The sequence below is a fragment of the Stappia indica genome (genome assembly GCF_001696535.1).
GTDB lineage: Bacteria > Pseudomonadota > Alphaproteobacteria > Rhizobiales > Stappiaceae > Stappia > Stappia indica.
In genome coordinates this window covers 453944-473173 of record NZ_MBQE01000001.1, presented here as the reverse complement: position 1 = coordinate 473173, position 19230 = coordinate 453944, and the positions used below count along the sequence as shown (strand labels likewise).

The window sequence follows — 19230 nt, the reverse complement described above, 5'->3', positions numbered from 1 at the left end:
CCTGATATCAGCCCTTCGGAGCGATGAGCGGTGGCTGGGCCGCGTCTGCTCCAGACGTCAGGCGCACCCGCATGCCGTCGATCTCGAAGGCACCGGCCGCGACCAGCGCAAGCGCCTGCGGATAGATGCGGTGCTCGATTTCGAGCACGCGCGCGCCGAGCGTCGCCGGCGTGTCGTCGTCGAGCACGGCCACGGCGCCTTGCGCGATGATGGGGCCTGCATCCATCTCCGCGCGAACGAAATGCACCGTCGCGCCATGCAGGCGGCAGCCTTCCGCCAGCGCCCGGGCATGGGTGTCGAGGCCCTTGAAGGCCGGCAGCAGCGCCGGATGGATGTTGAGCAGCCGGTCGTGCCAACGCTCCACGAACCAGGGCGTCAGGATGCGCATGAAACCGGCGAGACAGATCAGCTCCACATTGCGGGCACGCAGCTCCGCGTCGAGCTTTTCCTCGAAAGCCTGCCGCCCGCCCTGGCCGCGGTGGTTGACCGCGACGGCCTCGATGCCGGCTGCGCGTGCCTTGTCGAGGGCAGGTGCGTCCGGCACGTTGGCGATCACCGCTACGATTTCCGCCGGGAAGGCCGGATCGGCCGCTGCCGACAGCAGTGCGGTCATGTTCGATCCGCGCCCCGAGACGAGGATCGCCGTGCGCTTGCGGCCGGAAGCGGAAGGGGCAGAGGTCAAAGCGCCAGGGCTCCGTCGAACACCACGGCCTCGTCGCCCGTGCGCGGACCAAGCGTGCCGATGCGGCTCACCGTTTCGCCCTCGGCGGTCAGGATCGCAATCGCTTCGTCGGCCGTCTCGGCCGACACTGCGACGACCATACCGACGCCGCAGTTGAAGGTGCGCAGCATCTCCGACTGGGCAACGCCGCCGGCCTTGGCCAGCCAGCCGAAGACCGGCGGGACGGAGATGGCGGTGAGGTCGATGCGGGCTCCCAGATGGTCGGGCAGCACGCGAGGCAGGTTCTCCGGCAGGCCGCCGCCGGTGATGTGTGCCAGCGCCTTGATGCCGGCGCCGGCCTTCAGCGCGGCCAGCAGCGGCTTCACGTAGATGCGGGTCGGCGTCATCAGGGCTTCGCCAAGCGTCATGCCGGGCGCGAACGGCGCATCGGCGCTCCAGTCGAGGCCGGAATGCTCGACGATCTTGCGCACCAGGGAGAAGCCGTTGGAATGCACGCCGGAGGATGCCAGCGCCAGCAGCACATCGCCTTCGGCGATATCGCCCCGCGGCAGAAGGGTGCCGCGCTCGGCCGCGCCGACGGCGAAGCCGGCTAGATCGTAGTCGCCCCTGCCGTACATGCCCGGCATTTCGGCGGTCTCGCCGCCGATCAGCGCGCAACCGGAAATGCGGCAGCCCTCGGCAATGCCCTTCACCACGTCGGTGGCGACGTCGACGTCCAGCGCGCCGCAGGCATAGTAGTCGAGAAAGAGAAGCGGCTCGGCGCCCTGCACGACGAGGTCGTTGACGCACATGGCCACGAGATCGATGCCGACGGTCGCGTGCGCGCCGCTGTCGATGGCGATCTTGAGCTTGGTGCCGACGCCGTCATTGGCGGCGACCAGGATGGGGTCGGTGAAGCCGGCCGCCTTCAGGTCGAACAGTCCGCCGAACCCGCCGATCTCGCTGTCGGCGCCGGGGCGGGCCGTCGCTTTCACGAAGGGCTTGATCCGCCGCACGAGGGCGTTGCCCGCGTCGATGTCGACGCCCGCGTCGGCATAGCTCAGGCCGTTCTTGGGGGAGGGGGTCGCCTCGCTCATGCTGGTCGTGTCTCCGAAAGCCGTACAGGGCGCGCATACAAACACAGAAGCGCCGGAATGCAAGCGAAACCGGGCCCTGTTTGCACAGGCGAGGGCGGCAAACGCCGACTTGTCCGCCGGCGAAGCAGTCGAGCTCCTGTCGGCCTGTGGTGAAGAAGGAAAATGGCGGATCCCGGCGGGTCGCCTCCTTGACGCTCCCCGGCGCGGCTGCCTATCTGCTGGGAACGGGCAAATGGCCGACACCGGGCAAGGGACGCGATTTCGTGACGCTCAAGCGACAGATCAATTTCTGGCTGATCTCCTTCGCGCTGTTTGCGCTGTTCGTCTATCTGTTCAGCCCGATCCTGCTGCCCTTCGTCGCCGGCATGGCGCTGGCCTATCTGCTCGATCCCGTCGCCGACCGGCTGGAAGCCCTCGGTTTGCCGAGGCTCGGTGCGACGATCGTCATCCTCGTCCTTTTCGTTCTCGCATTCGTTCTGATCCTGCTGCTGCTGCTGCCGATCCTCGGCAACCAGCTCGCCGCCTTCCTCGAAGCCTTTCCGAACCTCATCAGCTCCCTGCAGGAGCTCATTACGTCCGGGTTCGGCAGCCGCTTGTTCGAGATGCTGGGCATTGGCGGGAATGAGCTGAAGGCCAATGTCGGCAGTCTGCTCGGCGAGGGCGCCGGCTGGATCGGCGGGTTGCTGAAGTCGGTCTGGAACGGCGGGCAGGCGCTGCTGTCGGTGATCTCGCTGTTCGTGGTGACGCCGGTGGTCGCCTTCTATCTTCTGCTCGACTGGGACCGGATGGTCGCGAAGATCGACGGATGGTTGCCGCGCCAGCATCGCGACACGGTGCGGCAACTGGCACATGAAATGGATCTCGCGGTCGCCGGTTTCGTGCGCGGCCAGGTCAGCGTGTGCTTTCTGCTCGGCGCGTTCTACGCCATCGGCCTTGCCGCGGTCGGGCTGAATTTCGGCCTGCTGATCGGTATCGGTGCAGGCCTCGTCAGCTTCATTCCCTATGTCGGCGCGACGCTCGGCCTCGTGGTCTCGCTCGGCGTCGCCCTGGTCCAGTTCTGGCCCGACTGGCCGATGGTCGCGGCGGTGCTGGCGATCTTCGCGGTCGGCCAGTTCCTGGAAGGCAACGTGCTGCAGCCCAAGCTGGTGGGAAACAATGTCGGCCTGCATCCGGTCTGGCTGATGTTTGCCCTGTTCGCCTTCGGCTATCTGTTCGGCTTCGTCGGCATGCTGATCGCCGTACCGGCGGCGGCGATGATCGGCGTGCTGATCCGGTTCGTGTTGAGCCAGTACATGGCAAGCGCGCTCTACACGGGCGAGGGGGCCGTGATGACCAGCGGCGTGCCGGGAGACGCGGTCGGTGTGCTGCCCGAGAAGAAGGTGGAGAGCCGCGATGGCTGACACCTTGCGCGGGGGCGGCGAACAGCTTCCGCTGATCCTGCCGCATGACGCGGCCTATGGGCGGGACGACTTCCTGATCGGTTCGTCCAACCAGGCGGCCTTCGCGCTGATCGATGCCTGGCCGAACTGGCCGAGCGCGGCCGCGCTGCTCGCCGGACCTGTCGGGTCAGGCAAGACGCATCTCGCTCATGTCTGGCAGGCGGCGAGCGGTGCCGTGATCCTGCGGGCGTCCGAGTTGCGCCGGGAGCAGGTCGAGGAGCTTGCCCGATCCGGCGCGGTTGCGCTGGAGGATGCTCACGCGGGCTTCGACGAGACGGCGCTGTTCCATCTGTTCAATGCAGTTCGTGAGGCAGGCGGCAGCCTGCTTGTGACGTCGCGCAGCTGGCCCCAGTCCTGGGGACTGCGCCTGCCGGACCTTGCCTCGCGGCTGCGCGCGGCGACGCCGGTGGAGATCCTGGAGCCGGACGACGACCTGCTGCGGCGGGTGCTGGTCAAGCTTTTCGCGGATCGGCAGATCGATATCGATCCTGCCGTGGTAGAATTTCTCGCCGTGCGGATGGAGCGCTCGGTGGCGGCGGCGCAGGCGCTGGTCGACCGGCTGGACAGGGCTTCGCTGTCGGCGGGGCGCCGGATCACACGACCGCTCGCCGCGTCGGTGTTGGCGGAACAGGACCCGGCCGCCTGATACGTTTTGCCGGGACAGGCAATTTGCCGGGTGATGTAAATCCGTCAAATCAATCCGGTATGGTCGCGCGCGACAGTGACCACGGATGACCGGCGCGGCCCGGTCCGCAGGAGGCAGACATGAACGAGATCAGCGTGAACCCGAAGGATGCGGAAGCTGCCCCCTCGCCAGCCCGTCCGGCCCAGCCCGTGTCGGACGCCGCCGAGGCGCTGGCCGATCATCCGAGCCGGTTCATCAATCGCGAGGTCTCCTGGCTGCAGTTCAATCGCCGGGTGCTGGAGGAGGCGGAGAACACCTCCCATCCGCTGCTCGAACGCCTGCGCTTCCTGTCGATCTCGGCCAACAATCTCGACGAGTTCTTCATGGTGCGCGTCGCCGGCCTGCGCGCCCAGCAGCGCGAAGGCGTGTCGACCCGCTCCATCGACGGCCTGACCCCGGCCGAGCAGCTCGAGCGGATTTCCGCCGCGGTGCTGTCGCTGCAGCACGAGCAGCAGAGCGTGTGGCGCGAGATGCGCAAGCTGATGGCCGCCGACCGCATCGCCATCGTCGACGGGCCTGACCTCAGCCAGCAGGATCTGCAGTGGCTGGAAGACTATTTCCTCGCGCATATCTTCCCGGTGCTGACCCCGCTGGCCATCGATCCGGCGCACCCGTTCCCGTTCATCGCCAATCTGGGATTCTCGCTGGTGCTGGAGCTGGCGCCGGAAAAGGGCGGCCGCGGCATGACCGCGCTGCTGCGCATTCCCGCCCAGCTGGATCGCTTCGTGCGCCTGCCGGCCAGCGAGGCCGAGGAGGGCGAGCGCTACATCACCATCGAAAATGCGCTCGGCCTGTTCATCACCCGGCTGTTCCCCGGTTACGAGATCCGCGGCAAGGGCGCGTTCCGGGTGATCCGCGATTCCGATCTGGAAATCGAGGAGGAGGCGGAAGACCTCGTGCGCCTGTTCGAGAGCGCGCTGAAGCGTCGCCGCCGCGGGTCCGTCATCCGGTTGGAGATCGAGGAGACGACGCCGCAGTCGCTGCGCGATTTCGTCGCCGAGGCGCTTGGTGCCACCGGCGATGAGGTGTTCCTGGTCGACGGCCTGCTGGCGCTGAACAACCTGTCGCAGCTCGTCTCCATCGACCGCGACGATCTGAAGTTCGAGCCCTTCGCCCCGCGCTTCCCCGAGCGCATCCGCGAGCATGGCGGCGATTGCTTCGCGGCGATCCAGCAGAAGGACATCATCGTCCACCACCCGTACGAGTCCTTCGACGTGGTGGTGCAGTTCCTGCGCCAGGCGGCCCAGGACCCGGATGTGGTCGCGATCAAGCAGACGCTCTACCGCACCTCCAGCAACTCGCCGATCGTCAAGGCGCTGGTCGAGGCGGCGGAGGCCGGCAAGTCGGTGACGGCGCTGGTCGAGCTGAAGGCGCGCTTCGACGAGGAAGCCAATATCCGCTGGGCGCGCGATCTGGAGCGCGCGGGTGTGCAGGTGGTCTTCGGCTTCCTTGAGCTGAAGACCCACGCCAAGCTGTCGATGGTCGTCCGCCGCGAGCATGGCGAGCTGCGCACCTATTGCCACCTCGGCACCGGCAACTACCACCCGATCACGGCGCGCATCTACACCGACCTGTCCTATTTCACGGCCGATCCGCGCATCGGCCGGGAGGTCGCCAAGATCTTCAACTTCATCACCGGCTATGCCGAGCCGGTCGAGCTGGAGCACATGATGGTGTCGCCGGTGACGCTGCGCGCCGGCATCCTCCGGCTGATCGCGGCGGAAGCCGAACATGCGCAGGCCGGTCGCCCGGCGCAGATCTGGATGAAGATGAACTCGCTGGTCGATCCCGGCATCATCGACGCTCTGTACAAGGCGAGCCAGGCCGGTGTGCAGATCGACCTGGTGATCCGCGGCATCTGCTGCCTGCGCCCGGGCATTCCGGGCCTTTCGGAAAACATCCGCGCCAAGTCCATCGTCGGCCGCTTCCTGGAGCACAGCCGGATCTTCTGCTTCGGCAACGGTCACGGGCTTCCCTCGCCGGATGCGGTCGTCTATATCGGCTCCGCGGATCTGATGCCGCGCAACATCGACCGGCGGGTGGAGACGCTGACGCCGCTCATCACTCCGACGGTGCACGAACAGGTGCTCGATCAGATCATGGTCGCCAATCTGAAGGACAACCAGCAGAGCTGGCGACTGCTCCCCGATGGCGGTCACGAGCGCGTGCGCCTCGGCCGTGGCGAGAAGCCCTTCAACGCGCATCAGTATTTCATGACAAATCCGTCGCTCTCCGGCCGCGGCAAGTCGCTGCGCAGCCATAGCCCGAAACCGTTTGCGGAGCCGAGGAAGCGTGGCTGACAGCCCAAAGCATGAACTGGTCCGCGGCCGTCTCAACGGCAGCGGACCGATTGCCGTGATCGATATCGGATCGAACTCGATCCGCCTCGTCGTCTACGAAAGACACGCACGCACCCCGACGGTGCTGTTCAACGAAAAGGTGCTGGCCGGCCTCGGGCGCGGCGTCGGCGCAACGGGCCGCCTGTCGGACGAGGCGACGGACCAGGCGCGTCGGGCGTTGGTGCGGTTCCGCCGCCTGTGCGACCAGATCGGCGTTGCCGACCTGCACATCCTTGCCACCGCCGCGACCCGCGATGCCGCCAATGGCGAGGAGTTCCTGACGTCGGTCGAAGCGATTTGCCGCACGCCGGTGCGGCTGTTGTCGGGCCGCGACGAGGCGCGTCTTGCCGCGAACGGCGTCGTTTCCGGCATCTGGCGGCCGGACGGCATCGTCGGCGACCTCGGCGGCGGCAGTCTCGAGCTCGTCGAGATCAAGCACGACGAGATCGGCCGCGGCCAGACCCTGCCGCTCGGCGGCATCCGCCTGCAGGAAGATGCGGATGGGAAGATCGCCAAGGCGCAGAAGATCGCGGAACAGGCGCTCGGCGATGTCGAGTGGCTGCCCATCGGCGCCGGCAAGCCCTTCTACGCAGTCGGCGGCACCTGGCGTTCGCTGGCGCGCCTGCACCTGCACCAGGATGGCTATCCGCTGCATGTGATGCACGACTATGCCATCCCCGCAGAAGAGGCGATCGAGTTCTGCCAGCTGGTCGCCCGGCGCGATCCGGAAAGCCTCGACATGATCGAGGTCGTTTCGCGCGCCCGCCGCCCGCTGCTGCCGTTCGGTGCGGCGGTCATGGAGAAGGTGTTGCGGCGCTCCAAGGCATCCAAGGTGGTGATGTCCGCGCTCGGCCTTCGCGAGGGGCTGCTGTTCGACCTGCTTCCGGACGACCTGCGCCGGCAGGACCCCTTGGTGGAGGCTGCGCGGGAACTGTCGCAACTGCGCTCTCGCTCGCCCGCCTATGGCGAGGAACTGGTCGAGTGGACCGACCGCCTGTTCCCGGCCGTCGGCATCGACGAGACCGAGTACGAGGTGCGGCTGCGGGCGGCCGGCTGCCTGCTGTCGGATATCGGCTGGCGCGCGCATCCCGATTATCGCGGCGAGCAGAGCCTCAACATCATTTCCAATGCCGGCTTCGTCGGCATCGACCACGCGGGCCGCGCCTATCTGGCCCTTTCGGTCTTCTACCGCCATCAGGGGCTGGTGGAAGACGCGCTGGGACCGCGTATTCGCGAGCTCGCCCACACACGCCTGAAGGACCGCGCCCGCATTCTCGGCGGCGCGCTGCGGGTGGCATCGGTGCTCAGCGCGTCCGTTGCCGGCATCCTGCCGCAGGTGCCGGTTTCCGTGGACAATGGCGAGGTGGTGCTGACGCTGCGCGGCGAGTTGGTCGCGCTGGAAGGGGAGCGGCTGAACAAGCGGCTCACCCAGTTCGCCCGCCTGCTGGGGCTGAAGGCACGGGTCGTGGTCGAAGCCTGACTGCATCGGTCGCGCGAGCGCAGGGTGACAGACGCCACAAAAGCAAACGGGCAGGGATGACCTGCCCGTTTGCTTTTGTGTTTGTGCCTAGAGCGTGCCGTGTCCGGCTTACTCGGCTGCGTCCGCTTCGCTCTTCTGCCGACTGCGGCGGCGCTTGGAAGGCTCGGCCTTGGGAGCCAGGACCGGCTCGTCCTGCTCCACGGCGACGATCCGCTTGCCGTTGAAGGCGAGGGCGATCTCGCCGCGCTTCAGCTTCAGCGCGGATTCGCCGAACAGCTCCATCCGCCAGCCCTTCAGCGCATCGACATCGGCATCGTCGCTGGCGGCGATCTTTTCCAGATCCTCCATCGTGGCGATGACCTTGGCGGCAACGCCGTTGGCTTCGCTGACCAGCTTGAGCAGGACCTTCAGGAGATCGACGGCAGCCGCTGATCCGTCGGGCGCGGCGCGGCCCTTGGGCACCGCCGGCAGCTGGTCCTTGGGGATCGCCATCGCCCGCTTGACCGCGCCGAGGATCTCCTCCGCGGTCCGCGAGCGCTCAAAGCCGCGCGGAATGGTGCGCAGGGCGGCGAGAGCCTGGGTGTTGGTCGGCTGCTGGGCGGCGATCTCGTAGATCGCATCATCCTTGAGGATGCGGTTGCGCGGCACGTCGCGCTCGTGCGCCTCGCGCTCGCGCCAGGCGGCGACCTCCTGCAGCACCGCGAACTCGATCGGCTTGCGCACCCGCAGCTTCAGCCGCTTCCACGCGTTTTCCGGATCGGTGCGATAGGTGTTCTCGGAGGTGAGGATCTCCATTTCGTCGCCGACCCAATGGCTGCGACCCTGTTCGGCGAGGTTCGCCTTCAGGAAGTGGTAGACCTCGCGCAGATGCGTCACGTCGGCCAGTGCGTAGTCGAGCTGCTTGTCGCTGAGCGGCCGGCGCGACCAGTCTGTAAAGCGCGACGACTTGTCGATCCGGACCGCGGTGATGCGGTGGACCAGCTGGTCGTAGGAAATCGAATCGCCGAAGCCGCAGACCATTGCCGCGACCTGGGTGTCGAACACCGGGTGCGGGATGAACCCGCCGAGGTGGTAGACGATCTCGATGTCCTGCCTTGCGGCATGGAACACCTTCACGACGCTTTCGTCGCGCATCAGTTCGAAAAATGGCGCGAGGTCGAGCCCATCCGCCAGCGCGTCCACGATGACGGCGTCCTCGACGCTCGCCATCTGGATGACGCAGAGCTTGGGCCAGAAGGTCGTTTCGCGCAGGAACTCGGTGTCGACAGCGACGAAATCGTGTTGCGCGAGACGCCGACACACATCGGCCAGTTCTTTGGTGCTTGAAATGATATGCATAGTAATCGCGAGATATAGCGGATGCTTGCCCGCTTGTCGCCACGAAACCGCCTTGTTGTGGCCTGTCCGTTCGATCGGCCGGCAGGGGGCGCAAGCCGGCCCGCCGCCTTGACTTTGTCGTCGTCCCATGGCTTGTGCACGGGCGCGCCATCGCGCCGGCCGGCAGCTGCTTCGCCTTGTCAGCCGCCACTTTTTTCAAACTTCGGGCCATCGAGGACCACATGCATCGCTATCGCAGTCACACGTGCGGGGAACTGCGCGAAACCCATGTCGGCGCCACCGCGCGCCTGTCGGGCTGGGTGCACCGCGTGCGCGATCACGGCGGCCTGCTCTTCATCGACCTGCGCGACCACTACGGCATGACGCAGTGCGTGATCGACCCCGATTCGCCCGCGTTCAAGCTTGCCGAGACGGTGCGCGCCGAATGGTGCCTGCGCATCGACGGCGACGTGAAGATGCGGACGCCGGAGACGGTCAACGAGACGCTGCCGACCGGCGCGATCGAGATCTTCATCCGCGATATCGAAGTGCTGGGCGCGGCGCGCGAGCTGCCGCTGCCGGTCTTCAACGAGCCGGACTATCCCGAAGACATCCGCCTGACCTACCGTTTCCTCGACCTGCGCCGCGAGACGCTGCACGAGAACATCATGACGCGCACGCGCATCATCGGTTCGATGCGCCAGCGCATGGGGGCGGCGGGCTTCACCGAATTCCAGACGCCGATCCTGACGGCGTCCTCGCCGGAAGGCGCGCGCGATTTTCTGGTGCCCTCGCGGCTGCATCCGGGCAAGTTCTACGCGCTGCCGCAGGCGCCGCAGCAGTTCAAGCAGCTGCTGATGGTCTCCGGCTTCGACCGCTACTTCCAGATCGCGCCGTGCTTCCGCGACGAGGACCCGCGCGCCGACCGCCTGCCGGGCGAGTTCTACCAGCTCGATCTGGAGATGAGCTTCGTCGAGCAGGAGGACGTGTTCTCCACGATGGAGCCGATCATGCGCGGCATCTTCGAGGAGTTCGCGAAGGGCAAGCCGGTCACCGGCACCTTCCCGCGCATTCCCTATGCGGATGCCATCGCCAAATACGGTTCGGACAAGCCGGACCTGCGCAACCCGATCGAGATGCAGGACGTCGGCGCCCATTTCGCCGGCTCCGGCTTCAAGATCTTCGCGCGCCTGCTTGAGGACGCGAAGAACGCCGTGTGGGCCATTCCGGCTCCGACCGGCGGCAGCCGTGCCTTCTGCGACCGGATGAACTCCTGGGCGCAGGGCGAGGGTCAGCCGGGCCTCGGCTACATCTTCTGGCGCGAGGAGGGCGGGGTCCTCGAGGGCGCCGGCCCGCTGGCCAAGAACATCGGCGAGGAGCGCACCGAGGCGATCCGCACCCAGCTCGGACTGAAGGCGGGCGATGCGGCATTCTTCGTCGCTGGCGATCCGAAGAAGTTCTCGGACTTCGCCGGCAAGGCACGCACTCGCGTCGGCGAGGAGCTCGATCTGATCGACCGCGACCGTTTCGCGCTCGCCTGGATCGTCGACTTCCCGTTCTTCGAGTGGGACGAGGAAGAGAAGAAGGTCGAGTTCGCGCACAACCCGTTCTCCATGCCGCAGGGCGGCCTGGACGCGCTGGAGACCATGGATCCGCTCGATATCAAGGCGTTTCAGTACGACCTCGTCTGCAACGGCTACGAGATCGCCTCCGGCTCGATCCGTAACCAGTCGCCCGAGCTGATGGTCAAGGCGTTCGAGAAGGTCGGCCTGTCGAAGAGCGACGTCGAGGAGCGCTTCGGCGGCCTCTACCGTGCCTTCCAGTACGGCGCGCCGCCGCATGGCGGCATGGCCGCCGGCGTCGACCGCATCGTCATGCTGCTGGTCGGGGCGAAGAACGTGCGCGACGTCAGCCTGTTCCCGATGAACCAGCAGGCGCAGGACCTGCTGATGGGTGCACCGTCCGACGTGTATCCCAAGCAGTTGCGCGAACTTCATATCCGGCTCAATCTGCCCGAGAAGGGCTGACGGTCTCCGTCAGCCGCCCCGGGGCAGGGCGGATGCCGGCGGCACGGGTCGCCGGCGAGCTGCAAGGACAAGGCCGACGCATTGAAACGCATCTGGTCCCGCCTGTTCGCCGATCCGGAAGGCACGCCCTACCTGGTCCGGCGGCTGGTCCTGGAGAACGCCCGGGACTACGTGTGGCGCTACATTCTGGCCTTCGTCTTCATGGGACTGGTCGCTGCCAGCACGGCAGCCAGCGCCTGGATCATGAAGGACGTCATCAACGAGGTCTTCCTGGAGCGCGATGCGACCATGGTGATGGTCATCGCGGGCTTCGTGATGTTCATCTTCGCGGTGAAGGGGCTGGCCACCTACGGCCAGCTTGTCGTTCTCGGCGAGATCGGCAATGCCATCGTCGCCAAGACGCAGTCGCGCCTGTTCGAGGCGATCACCCGCCAGGACGTCGCCTTCTTCGAAACCGCCGGCATCGGCGATCTCGGCACGCGCCTGTCGCATAACGCGACGGCCGCGCGGGTTGCCCTGGATCTCATCGTCACGGCGCTCGGACGCGATCTCCTGACCGTGATCGCGCTGGTCGCGGTGATGATCGCGCAGGACCCTCTGATGAGCCTGATCGCGCTGGTGATCATGCCGCCGGCGATCATCATCATCGCCGGCCTCGTTCGGCGGGTGCGCCGGGTGGCGAAGTCGCAGTTCGTTTCGCTCACCCGCATTCTCTCCATCGCGCAGGAGACCATTGCCGGCATTCGCGTGGTCAAGGCCTTCGCGGTGGAAGAGCGACTGCGCAGCGACATGGACGCGGCCGTCGAGGACGTGCGCCTGCGCGCCAACAAGATGACGCGCCTGTCAGCGCGGACATCGCCGGTGATGGAGACGCTTGGCGGCGTCGCCATTGCGCTGGTGATCCTCTACGGCGGTTTCAGCGTCATCGAGCGCGGCAGCGATCCGGGTGCCTTCTTCGCTTTCATCACGGCGCTGCTGCTGGCCTACGATCCGGCCCGCCGCCTTGCACGTCTGCACGTCAACCTGTCGGCGCACATGGTCGGGGTACGGCTGATGTATGAGGTGCTGGACCGCGCCTCGGCAGAAGCTGCGGACGAGGACGCGCGGTTGCCGGGCGCAGCGTTCCAGCCCGGAGACGTGCGCTTCGAGAACGTTGCCTTCCAGTACCGGGAAGCGCCGGCTCTGGCCGGGCTCGATCTCACGGCGCGTGCCGGCGAGGTGACCGCTCTGGTCGGCCCGTCGGGAGCGGGCAAGTCCACCGTGTTTTCGCTGCTCGAGCGCTTCTACGAGCCCGTCTCGGGTCGCATCACGGTCGGCGGGCGCGACATTCGCGATACGACCATTCCCGACATGCGCGCGGCCATCGCGCTCGTCTCGCAGGACACGTTCCTGTTCGACATGTCCGTGCGCGACAACATTGCCATGGGACGACCGGCCGCAAGCGAGGACGAGATCGTCCAGGCGGCCCGCGAGGCGAATGCGCACGATTTCATCATGGAACTCGACGAGGGCTACGACACGCGGGTCGGCGAGGGCGGCGGGCGGTTGTCCGGCGGCCAGCGCCAGCGGGTCGCCATCGCCCGTGCAATTCTGCGGGATGCCCCGATCCTGTTGCTCGACGAGGCGACCTCTGCGCTCGATTCCGAGAGCGAGGCCAAGATCCAGGAAGCCCTGTCGCGGTTGATGCAGGGCCGTACCACGCTTGTCATCGCCCATCGCCTGTCGACCGTGCGCGAGGCCGACCAGATCGTCGTGATGGATCGCGGGCGCGCCATCGAGAGCGGCACCCATCGGGAGCTCTTTGCCCGTGGCGGGCTCTACAAGCGGCTTTGCGACCTGCAGTTCTCCGAGGGCGGGTCGAACGACTGATCCTTCGCCCTGGAAGCCTAAGCTTCCCGGTGCTCGGCGGAGGCCTTCTCCGGACATGAAAAACCCCGCCGCAGGGCTCTGCGGCGGGGTTTCTTTTTGGCGGTCAGGTCGTTCGTTCAGCGGCCGGAATTCGCCGTGACTGCCGCGTTGAGGAGCTGCGGCAGGGTGTCCGGCGCGGTGGCCAGAACGCCCATGATCTGCATCGCGGGGACCGGGGTCTCCGGCTCGATGGTGATCACCAGCTCGTCCGGCGAGACGAGGAAGCTCTTCAGGGCGCCATGCAGGCTCTGGCCGAACGGCGTGTCCTTGAGCGGGCCGAGCTCATTCACCGCTTGGTCGGCGAGGCCGAGCGCCAGGGTTTCCGGCGACAGGCCGGCCGGCTTCGCCTGCTGGGCGATGAAGGCGGAGATCAGGCGGGCGTCGCGCACCGTCAGGCTGGCCTTGTTCACCGTGGCGGTGGCAATCACCATCTGGGCCTGCTCGGGGCTCTCGAACACGACACGCGGCACGCCGCCGATCTCCATCTTCAGGTCCATCGTGCCGCCGCCCTCGATGGTGAAGGCGAGGGGATCGATGTTCAGGGTCTGGGTATCGGCGTTCCAGCTGATCCGCGATTCATCCGAATAGCTGACGACCTCGAGACCCAGTTCCTCGAACAGCGCACGCGCCTCGTCTTCCTCGATCAGCGAGACCGGGAAGGAGGCGTTCTTCGTCATGGCCTCGATCCTGGTCGGGATCGGGTTGATGAAGTCGCTCATGGAAAGCCGGTAGCTTTCGATGGAGACGGGAGCGGCCAGTTCGTCCGAGGCGATCTTGATGTCCTGCATCTCGAGCAGGCCGAGCGTCGGGACGATCGAGAGGATCTCGGGCAGCGTCGGCTCGCGGTTGCTCGAGGCGACGAAGAAGTCGAGGTAGCGCGACAGCGGTGCCAGTCTCAGCTCGCTCATGCGGAAGAGCTTCGCGTCGACGGCTGCATTGTTCTCCTCGGCCTTAAACGACAGATCCGACATGGAGAAGTCGCCGAAGCCGCGGTAGGAAGCATCCTTCGCCTGGATGGTGCCGATGGCGCCGTTGACGACGGGCGAGGAAACGGCGAGGGCGGACAGGTCGAAGCTGTCGAGCGAGGCTGCTCCCAGGGCATCGGCGGCCTGGCCACCCAGGGCAGCCAGGGATGCGTCGTCCTGCGGCAGCGTGCCGAGAACAGCCTGATCGCCGATGGTTGCAATATCGACGGCCGGAGCATTCGGGTCGACGCGCAGGCCCGTCATCGACAGGTTGCCGATGGCGGCCGAGCCTTCCGCGAACGAGAAGTTCATCCCCTCGACTGACGCGCTGGCGATAACCTCGTCGCCGGTCAAGCGGTCGGCCGGCAGCGCGCCGAACAGCCGCAGAAGCGGCTTCATGTCGGTGCCGGTGACGACCTGCAGGCCGGTTTCCTCGCGCATCGCGATGGTGTCGGCAGTGACGCCGGGTTCCGTCTTGACGGTCGTCTCGGACACCGTCTTCTCGATGCGTTGCTCCTCGATCCGACCGTTGGCGAGACCGGTGATGGTCATGCCCTCGTAGGATTGGGTACCTGACGTGCCGTCAGGCATTTTCGAGGTCGATTCCATCCGCCGGATCGACATGCTGCCGAGCCTGGTGTCCAGACCTGCGACGATGGCGGGAAGGAAGCGCGACACCGGCCGCTGCGGATCTTCCTGCGCCACGAACGGCACCTGCAGGTAGTCCTCGGCAACGAGGTCGTACTGGATGACGGAAATGTCGAACGCGTTGCGGGTGCCGTCTTCGGTCACGCCGCCGGAAAACGCGAATTCGTGCGCTCCGGGCTGCTCATAGCGGTCGAGATGGTAGCCCTTGTCGGTCTTGGTGACACCGATCAGCCGGGTTTCGGGGCTGTTGATGCGGATGTCGAGATCGATATTGGCGCCGCCGACGGTAAAGGCGAGATCCCAACCGAACTTGGCATCGCGCACGATGGCGTCGCCGGTTCCAGTCTCGGTGACGCTGCCGTATTCGGCAATGGTTGCGCCGTGATCCTTCGCCCACTGGAGGAAGGCATCGGCGGCATCCAGGGCCGGGTTGGCGGTGGCGGGGGAGGCTAGGGCCAGGGTGACGAGGAGGGCGCCGGCCGTCGGGGTGTGTCGCAAGCTTCTGGGCATCGTCCGTTGTCCGTGATCTGGTGGCAAAGCCGCTTCGAAAAGCGGGCGTTCATGCCGAAACCGGCGCAGACGTGCTGCGCCGGCTCGGCGGTTCGTCGATGTCGTGGGCGGTGCCCCCCGGGCCGCCCGACGTCGAGATCAGTCCTGATTGGCCGCGACGGTCACGCCGAGGATGGTCGGCAAGGTCTGCGGTGCCATCATCGCGGTTCCCAGCAACTGGGCGAAGGGAACCGGCGCCGCCGGCGCTGCGGTCGCGGAGATCGACTGCGGGTCGTTCAGGAAGGCGGTGGCCGCTCCGGAAACGCTCTTCTGGAAATCGGGATTGCCGATTGCCGACAGCAGCATGGGCAGGGCGGCGCTCAGCTGGCCGACGAACTGCTCGCGGGTCGCGCCGGACTCCTTCGCCTGTGCGTCGAGCAGGCGGTCGACGAGCGATTCGTTATCGAGGCGCAGGCTCAGGCTCACCACCTGCAGGCCCTGCATGATGCCCATGGCCTCTTCCGGCTTGCCCTGTGCGGCCTCCAGCTTGGCGAAGACTTCGCGGGTCAGGCCGTTGAGCTTCAGCGAGGCGTTCAGCGTTGCAGCCTCGGTGCCGGAGATCGTCAGGTCGGAAATGTCGAGCGCACCGGTGTTCGGATCCCAGTCCGCCTCCAGCGACAGGCCGAGCACGACCTTGTCGTAGCCGAGATCGGTCAGGGTCTTGCGCTCTTCCGCATCGAGGCTCTCGGCCGAGATCTCGACACCCTCGACGGTGAGGGAGCCGGCGGTCGGCAGTTCGCCGTCCATCTCGTCGATCACGGCGACGACGCTGGAGACCGGAATCTTGCCTTCCTTGCCGCTGTCGATGAGGATGCCGGTGATCTCGGCGCGCGAGTAGGACGGGGCGACCGCATCCGCACTGGCCTTGGCCTTCACCGTGGCGGCGGACGGCAGCACCGGATCGTCGATATCGATGGCGGCGACCGTGACGTTGACGTCCTTGCCGTCTTCCTGGCTCTGGATGGCGACGCCGTTCATCGACATGGCGCTGGCGGTCAGACCGCCGCCGGAGGCGATTTCGCCTTCCTCGAACGACATCGTGGCAATGGTCATTTCGGTCTTGCTGCCATTGTCGTTGATGGCGGCGCGCAGGCCGGTGATCGTCACCGTGTCGCCGTCCTCTTCGACGCCGTCGTAGCCGGTCACGGTCGCTTTGCCGGCCTCGAAAATCTCGAAGAACGTGTCCGCGATCTCGTTGCCGGACGCATCGAAGGCGAGCGCGGGCGTGGCAATGAGAAGCGGGCAGGCGAGCGCGATGGCGCGTGCGCGGCGAAGGGCAAGATAAGTCATTCAGACGTCTCCGACTGTTGTTTGGGGTCCGCTCCCTGCCTGCGGACCGCTACGATGCGCCAAATGCGGCGCGAGAACAAGTTGCTCGCTCAGATTGTCCAGCGTGAACTTTCACCCGGACGAGGGCTGTTATGCCCGCTGTTTCTCCGTCCATTCGCTCATGGCGGCTTCTACATCGGCAACGCTCGGAAGGCTTTCCTCGTTGCCCAGGTGCTGGATCGCGTGGGACGACGCGGCGCGGGCGAAGCGGAAATGCTGCTCCCACGCGGCGGTGCTGTCCCGCATCCAGGAATAGACATAGGCGCCGTGGAACACGTCGCCGGCGCCGTTGGTGTCGACGATGCGCGCCTTCGGCACGTCCAGCGCCGGGAGCCGGCGCGTCGGGCCGCGGTCTTCGTACCAGAACATGCCATCCTCGCCGACGGTGACGCCGGCAACCGGACAACCGCGTTCGCGCAGATAGTCGAGCGTCTCCTCGACACCGAGGCCGAGCTGCTCGCAGAATCGCGCCGAAACCACGGCGACGTCGATATGGCGCAGCAGCTCGTCGGTGTTCTCGCGCACCGCACCGCCGTCCAGCGAAGTGAGGATGCCGGCCGCCCGCGCCGCCTTGGCATAGTGGAGCGCGGCGTCCGGCATGTGGCCGTCGAGATGCAGCGCGCGGCAGCCGGCAAGGTTCAGCTCGGGGAAGGGGTGCAGGAAGTCGTTGTCGCGGCAGCGGACGATGGCACGCTTGCCGTCCTTCGGCATGATGAAGGAGAGGGAGGATTCCCGCACTTTCCGCCCGTGGATCGAGATGCCGTACTTGGCGGCCATGTCCAGGAACATGCGGGCGAGCCAGTCGTCGGCCTGCGAGCACAGGATGTCCGGAGCGATGCCGAGCCGCGCGCAGGCGAAGCCGGCGGTCACGGCATTGCCGCCGAAGCTCACCGCATAGTCGCGGGCGATGGTCTTTTCGTCGCCGGTCGGCAGCGCGTCGGTGAGAAAGGTGATGTCGATATAGGCCTGACCGATGAATAGGGCCTGCATGCTTCGGCGCGCTCCTTGCTGGCGGGTTTATCTCTCGTTCTCAAGTGGCCGCCGCTGCGGAATTTTTTGCGTTTGCAGCGGAGGCCTTCAGGGCTCATTTACGAAAGGAATCGATACTGGGCCGGCTGTTCAATGCCGGATCGTAGCGTGCCGCATCGTTATACCCGTTTCCTGAAGACACTGGTGATTGCCCTCGGTCTGGCGATCGCCCCCCTCATTGCGGCCAATTACATCCTTGCCAACTACGCCGTAACACAGGCCCGGACCGAGATGAAGGCGATAGCCGAGCGCTATGTCCTGCGGGCCGAGAAGGCGATAGGCGATGCGGTTTCCGTGCTGCAGACCTTGCACCAGCAAGGGCATGTGACCTGTTCGGCGGACGACCGCCGGGCGTTTCATGCCGGCCTGATCGAGGCTCCGTTCGTGCAGATGATCGGGGTGGTCAATTCCGGCGGTGTGATGATCTGCAATGTTCCCGACCAGCCGCAACAGGGGCGGCAGGTGCTGCCGGTGCTGCAGGCGGATTCGCCGCTGGTGGGCATCGGCATGCGCGACCGCGTCTATGAAGGTACGCGCGTCGCTCTGGTGAGCTGGCGCATCGGCACCGGCAACCGCCTGCTGGCCGAGATCTCTCCGGTCGCCATCGCCATCGACCCGGGCCCGGAATACCTGCGCGCCCATCGGCATGTGGAACTGCGGCTGGGCGACGGCGTCACCTGGTTGCGGTCGGGCGAATACAGCAACATCAATTCCCGCGAAGGCGAGAGCGAGCTGGTTGTCGAGGTGGCCTCGGAGAAGTACCCGATGCTGGCAACCGTCTCTGCGCCGGCATCCGCCGCGGCCAATCTGGTGCGCGACCTCAAGGTCGTCGCCGCGATTGCCAGCGTCGGCTTCGCGATCCTCTTCGTTGCCGTCAGCGTCTGGTTCTCCTGGCGCCCGGAAAGCGAGGCGGAGGACGAGTTCGTCCAGGCGATCCGTCGCGGCGAGTTCATCCCGTATTACCAGCCCGTCATGGACATCGAGACCGGCCGCCTGCGCGGCTGCGAAGTCCTGATGCGCTGGCAGCGCCCGGACGGCACCGTGATCTCGCCGGGCGCATTCATGACCTTCGCCGAGACCTCCGGCCACATTTTCGAAATGACCCGGCAGGTGATGCGCAAGACGCGCGACGAGGTCGGCGAGCTGTATTTCCAGAACCCGGAATTCAAGCTGTCGATCAACCTGTTCGCCGGCCATTTCGAAGACCGGCAGGTCATCGAGGACATTACCGAGATCTATGGCGGGTCGAAGATCGCCTTCCAGCAGATCGTCATGGAAGTGACCGAACGCCAGCCGCTTTCGAACATGGACACGGCGCGCAAGATCATCGCGGAAATGCAGGCGATCGGCGTGCGCGTGGCGCTGGACGACGTGGGCACCGGCCATGGCGGCTTCGCCTATCTGCAGAAGCTCGGCATCGACATCATCAAGATCGACAAGATGTTCATCGACAGCCTGGGCACCGACGACAACTCCACCACCATCGTCGACACGATGGTCGAGCTCGCCGACAATCTGGGCATGGGTATCATCGCCGAAGGTGTCGAGACGATGGAGCAGATCGAGCGGCTGCGCGAGCTGGGCGTCTCCGCTGCGCAGGGCTACATCTTCGCGCCGCCGCTGCCGGCCAAGCTGTTCATCGAACTGGCGCAGGCGCTGTCCGGCGGCCGCACCACGGCCCTGCCGGAAGGCATGGGCAAGGCTCTCGTCGCCTGAGGGGCGGATGCGCGCGGCGCGCATGCGCCGGGACCTTTTGC

Annotated in this window: 13 protein-coding genes; 7 read left to right on the top strand and 6 right to left on the bottom strand. The window is 66.4% G+C overall.

Annotated elements, in window-relative coordinates:
- Positions 1 to 7 precede the first annotated feature (7 nt).
- Both purN and purM read right to left on the bottom strand, forming a co-directional pair.
- Complete coding sequence (gene purN, locus BBX35_RS02150; RefSeq protein WP_279626330.1) at positions 8 to 682, bottom strand: phosphoribosylglycinamide formyltransferase; 675 nt, start codon at positions 680 to 682, stop codon at positions 8 to 10.
- On the bottom strand, positions 679 to 1758 hold the full coding sequence (purM, locus tag BBX35_RS02145; protein ID WP_067215490.1) for a phosphoribosylformylglycinamidine cyclo-ligase: 1080 nt from the start codon (positions 1756 to 1758) through the stop codon (positions 679 to 681). Before purM ends, purN begins: the two co-directional genes overlap by 4 nt.
- Positions 1759 to 2021: 263 nt before the next feature.
- Here purM and BBX35_RS02140 point away from each other — a divergent pair, with 263 nt between their 5' ends.
- The 4 genes from BBX35_RS02140 to ppx all read left to right on the top strand — a co-directional run bounded on the left by BBX35_RS02140 (position 2022) and on the right by ppx (position 7701).
- Positions 2022 to 3158: an AI-2E family transporter gene (locus BBX35_RS02140; protein WP_067218060.1), complete on the top strand. Its 1137-nt coding sequence runs from the start codon at positions 2022 to 2024 to the stop codon at positions 3156 to 3158.
- Positions 3151 to 3843: an HdaA/DnaA family protein gene (locus BBX35_RS02135; protein ID WP_067215487.1), complete on the top strand. Its 693-nt coding sequence runs from the start codon at positions 3151 to 3153 to the stop codon at positions 3841 to 3843. The genes BBX35_RS02140 and BBX35_RS02135 overlap by 8 nt, the downstream gene beginning before the upstream one ends.
- 119 nt (positions 3844 to 3962) lie before the next feature.
- Positions 3963 to 6182: an RNA degradosome polyphosphate kinase gene (locus tag BBX35_RS02130; protein ID WP_067215484.1), complete on the top strand. Its 2220-nt coding sequence runs from the start codon at positions 3963 to 3965 to the stop codon at positions 6180 to 6182.
- Positions 6175 to 7701, top strand: coding sequence for an exopolyphosphatase (ppx, locus tag BBX35_RS02125; RefSeq protein ID WP_067215482.1), 1527 nt, complete (start codon positions 6175 to 6177; stop codon positions 7699 to 7701). The genes BBX35_RS02130 and ppx overlap by 8 nt, the downstream gene beginning before the upstream one ends.
- Positions 7702 to 7809: 108 nt before the next feature.
- Here the strand turns inward: ppx and rnd are convergent, their stop codons facing one another.
- Positions 7810 to 9039 carry a ribonuclease D gene (rnd, locus tag BBX35_RS02120; RefSeq protein ID WP_067215479.1) on the bottom strand — a complete coding sequence of 410 codons (1230 nt, stop codon included), beginning with the start codon at positions 9037 to 9039 and terminating at the stop codon, positions 7810 to 7812.
- 221 nt (positions 9040 to 9260) lie between these two features.
- On the opposite strand from rnd, the gene aspS reads away from it, so the two are divergent.
- Complete coding sequence (aspS, locus tag BBX35_RS02115; protein WP_067215477.1) at positions 9261 to 11045, top strand: aspartate--tRNA ligase; 1785 nt, start codon at positions 9261 to 9263, stop codon at positions 11043 to 11045.
- Between the two features lie 81 nt (positions 11046 to 11126).
- Entirely contained in the window at positions 11127 to 12914 is a 1788-nt protein-coding gene (locus BBX35_RS02110; protein ID WP_083205970.1) for an ABC transporter ATP-binding protein, read from the top strand.
- A 116-nt stretch (positions 12915 to 13030) separates the two neighbouring features.
- Here BBX35_RS02110 and BBX35_RS02105 read toward each other — a convergent pair whose 3' ends face one another.
- The 3 genes from BBX35_RS02105 to BBX35_RS02095 all read right to left on the bottom strand — a co-directional run bounded on the left by BBX35_RS02105 (position 13031) and on the right by BBX35_RS02095 (position 17434).
- A complete protein-coding gene (locus tag BBX35_RS02105) occupies positions 13031 to 15076 on the bottom strand; it encodes a hypothetical protein (RefSeq protein WP_141687799.1) in 2046 nt (681 codons plus the stop codon).
- Between the two features lie 138 nt (positions 15077 to 15214).
- The gene (locus tag BBX35_RS02100) at positions 15215 to 16405 is read right to left on the bottom strand and encodes a hypothetical protein (protein ID WP_067215471.1); all 1191 of its coding nucleotides are present in this window, start codon (positions 16403 to 16405) and stop codon (positions 15215 to 15217) included.
- A 129-nt stretch (positions 16406 to 16534) separates the two neighbouring features.
- The gene (locus BBX35_RS02095; RefSeq protein ID WP_067215469.1) at positions 16535 to 17434 is read right to left on the bottom strand and encodes a sugar kinase; all 900 of its coding nucleotides are present in this window, start codon (positions 17432 to 17434) and stop codon (positions 16535 to 16537) included.
- Between the two features lie 147 nt (positions 17435 to 17581).
- On the opposite strand from BBX35_RS02095, the gene BBX35_RS02090 reads away from it, so the two are divergent.
- Positions 17582 to 19189 (top strand): EAL domain-containing protein, encoded by a 1608-nt coding sequence (locus BBX35_RS02090; protein WP_208979740.1) that lies wholly within the window; start codon positions 17582 to 17584, stop codon positions 19187 to 19189.
- Positions 19190 to 19230 lie beyond the last annotated feature (41 nt).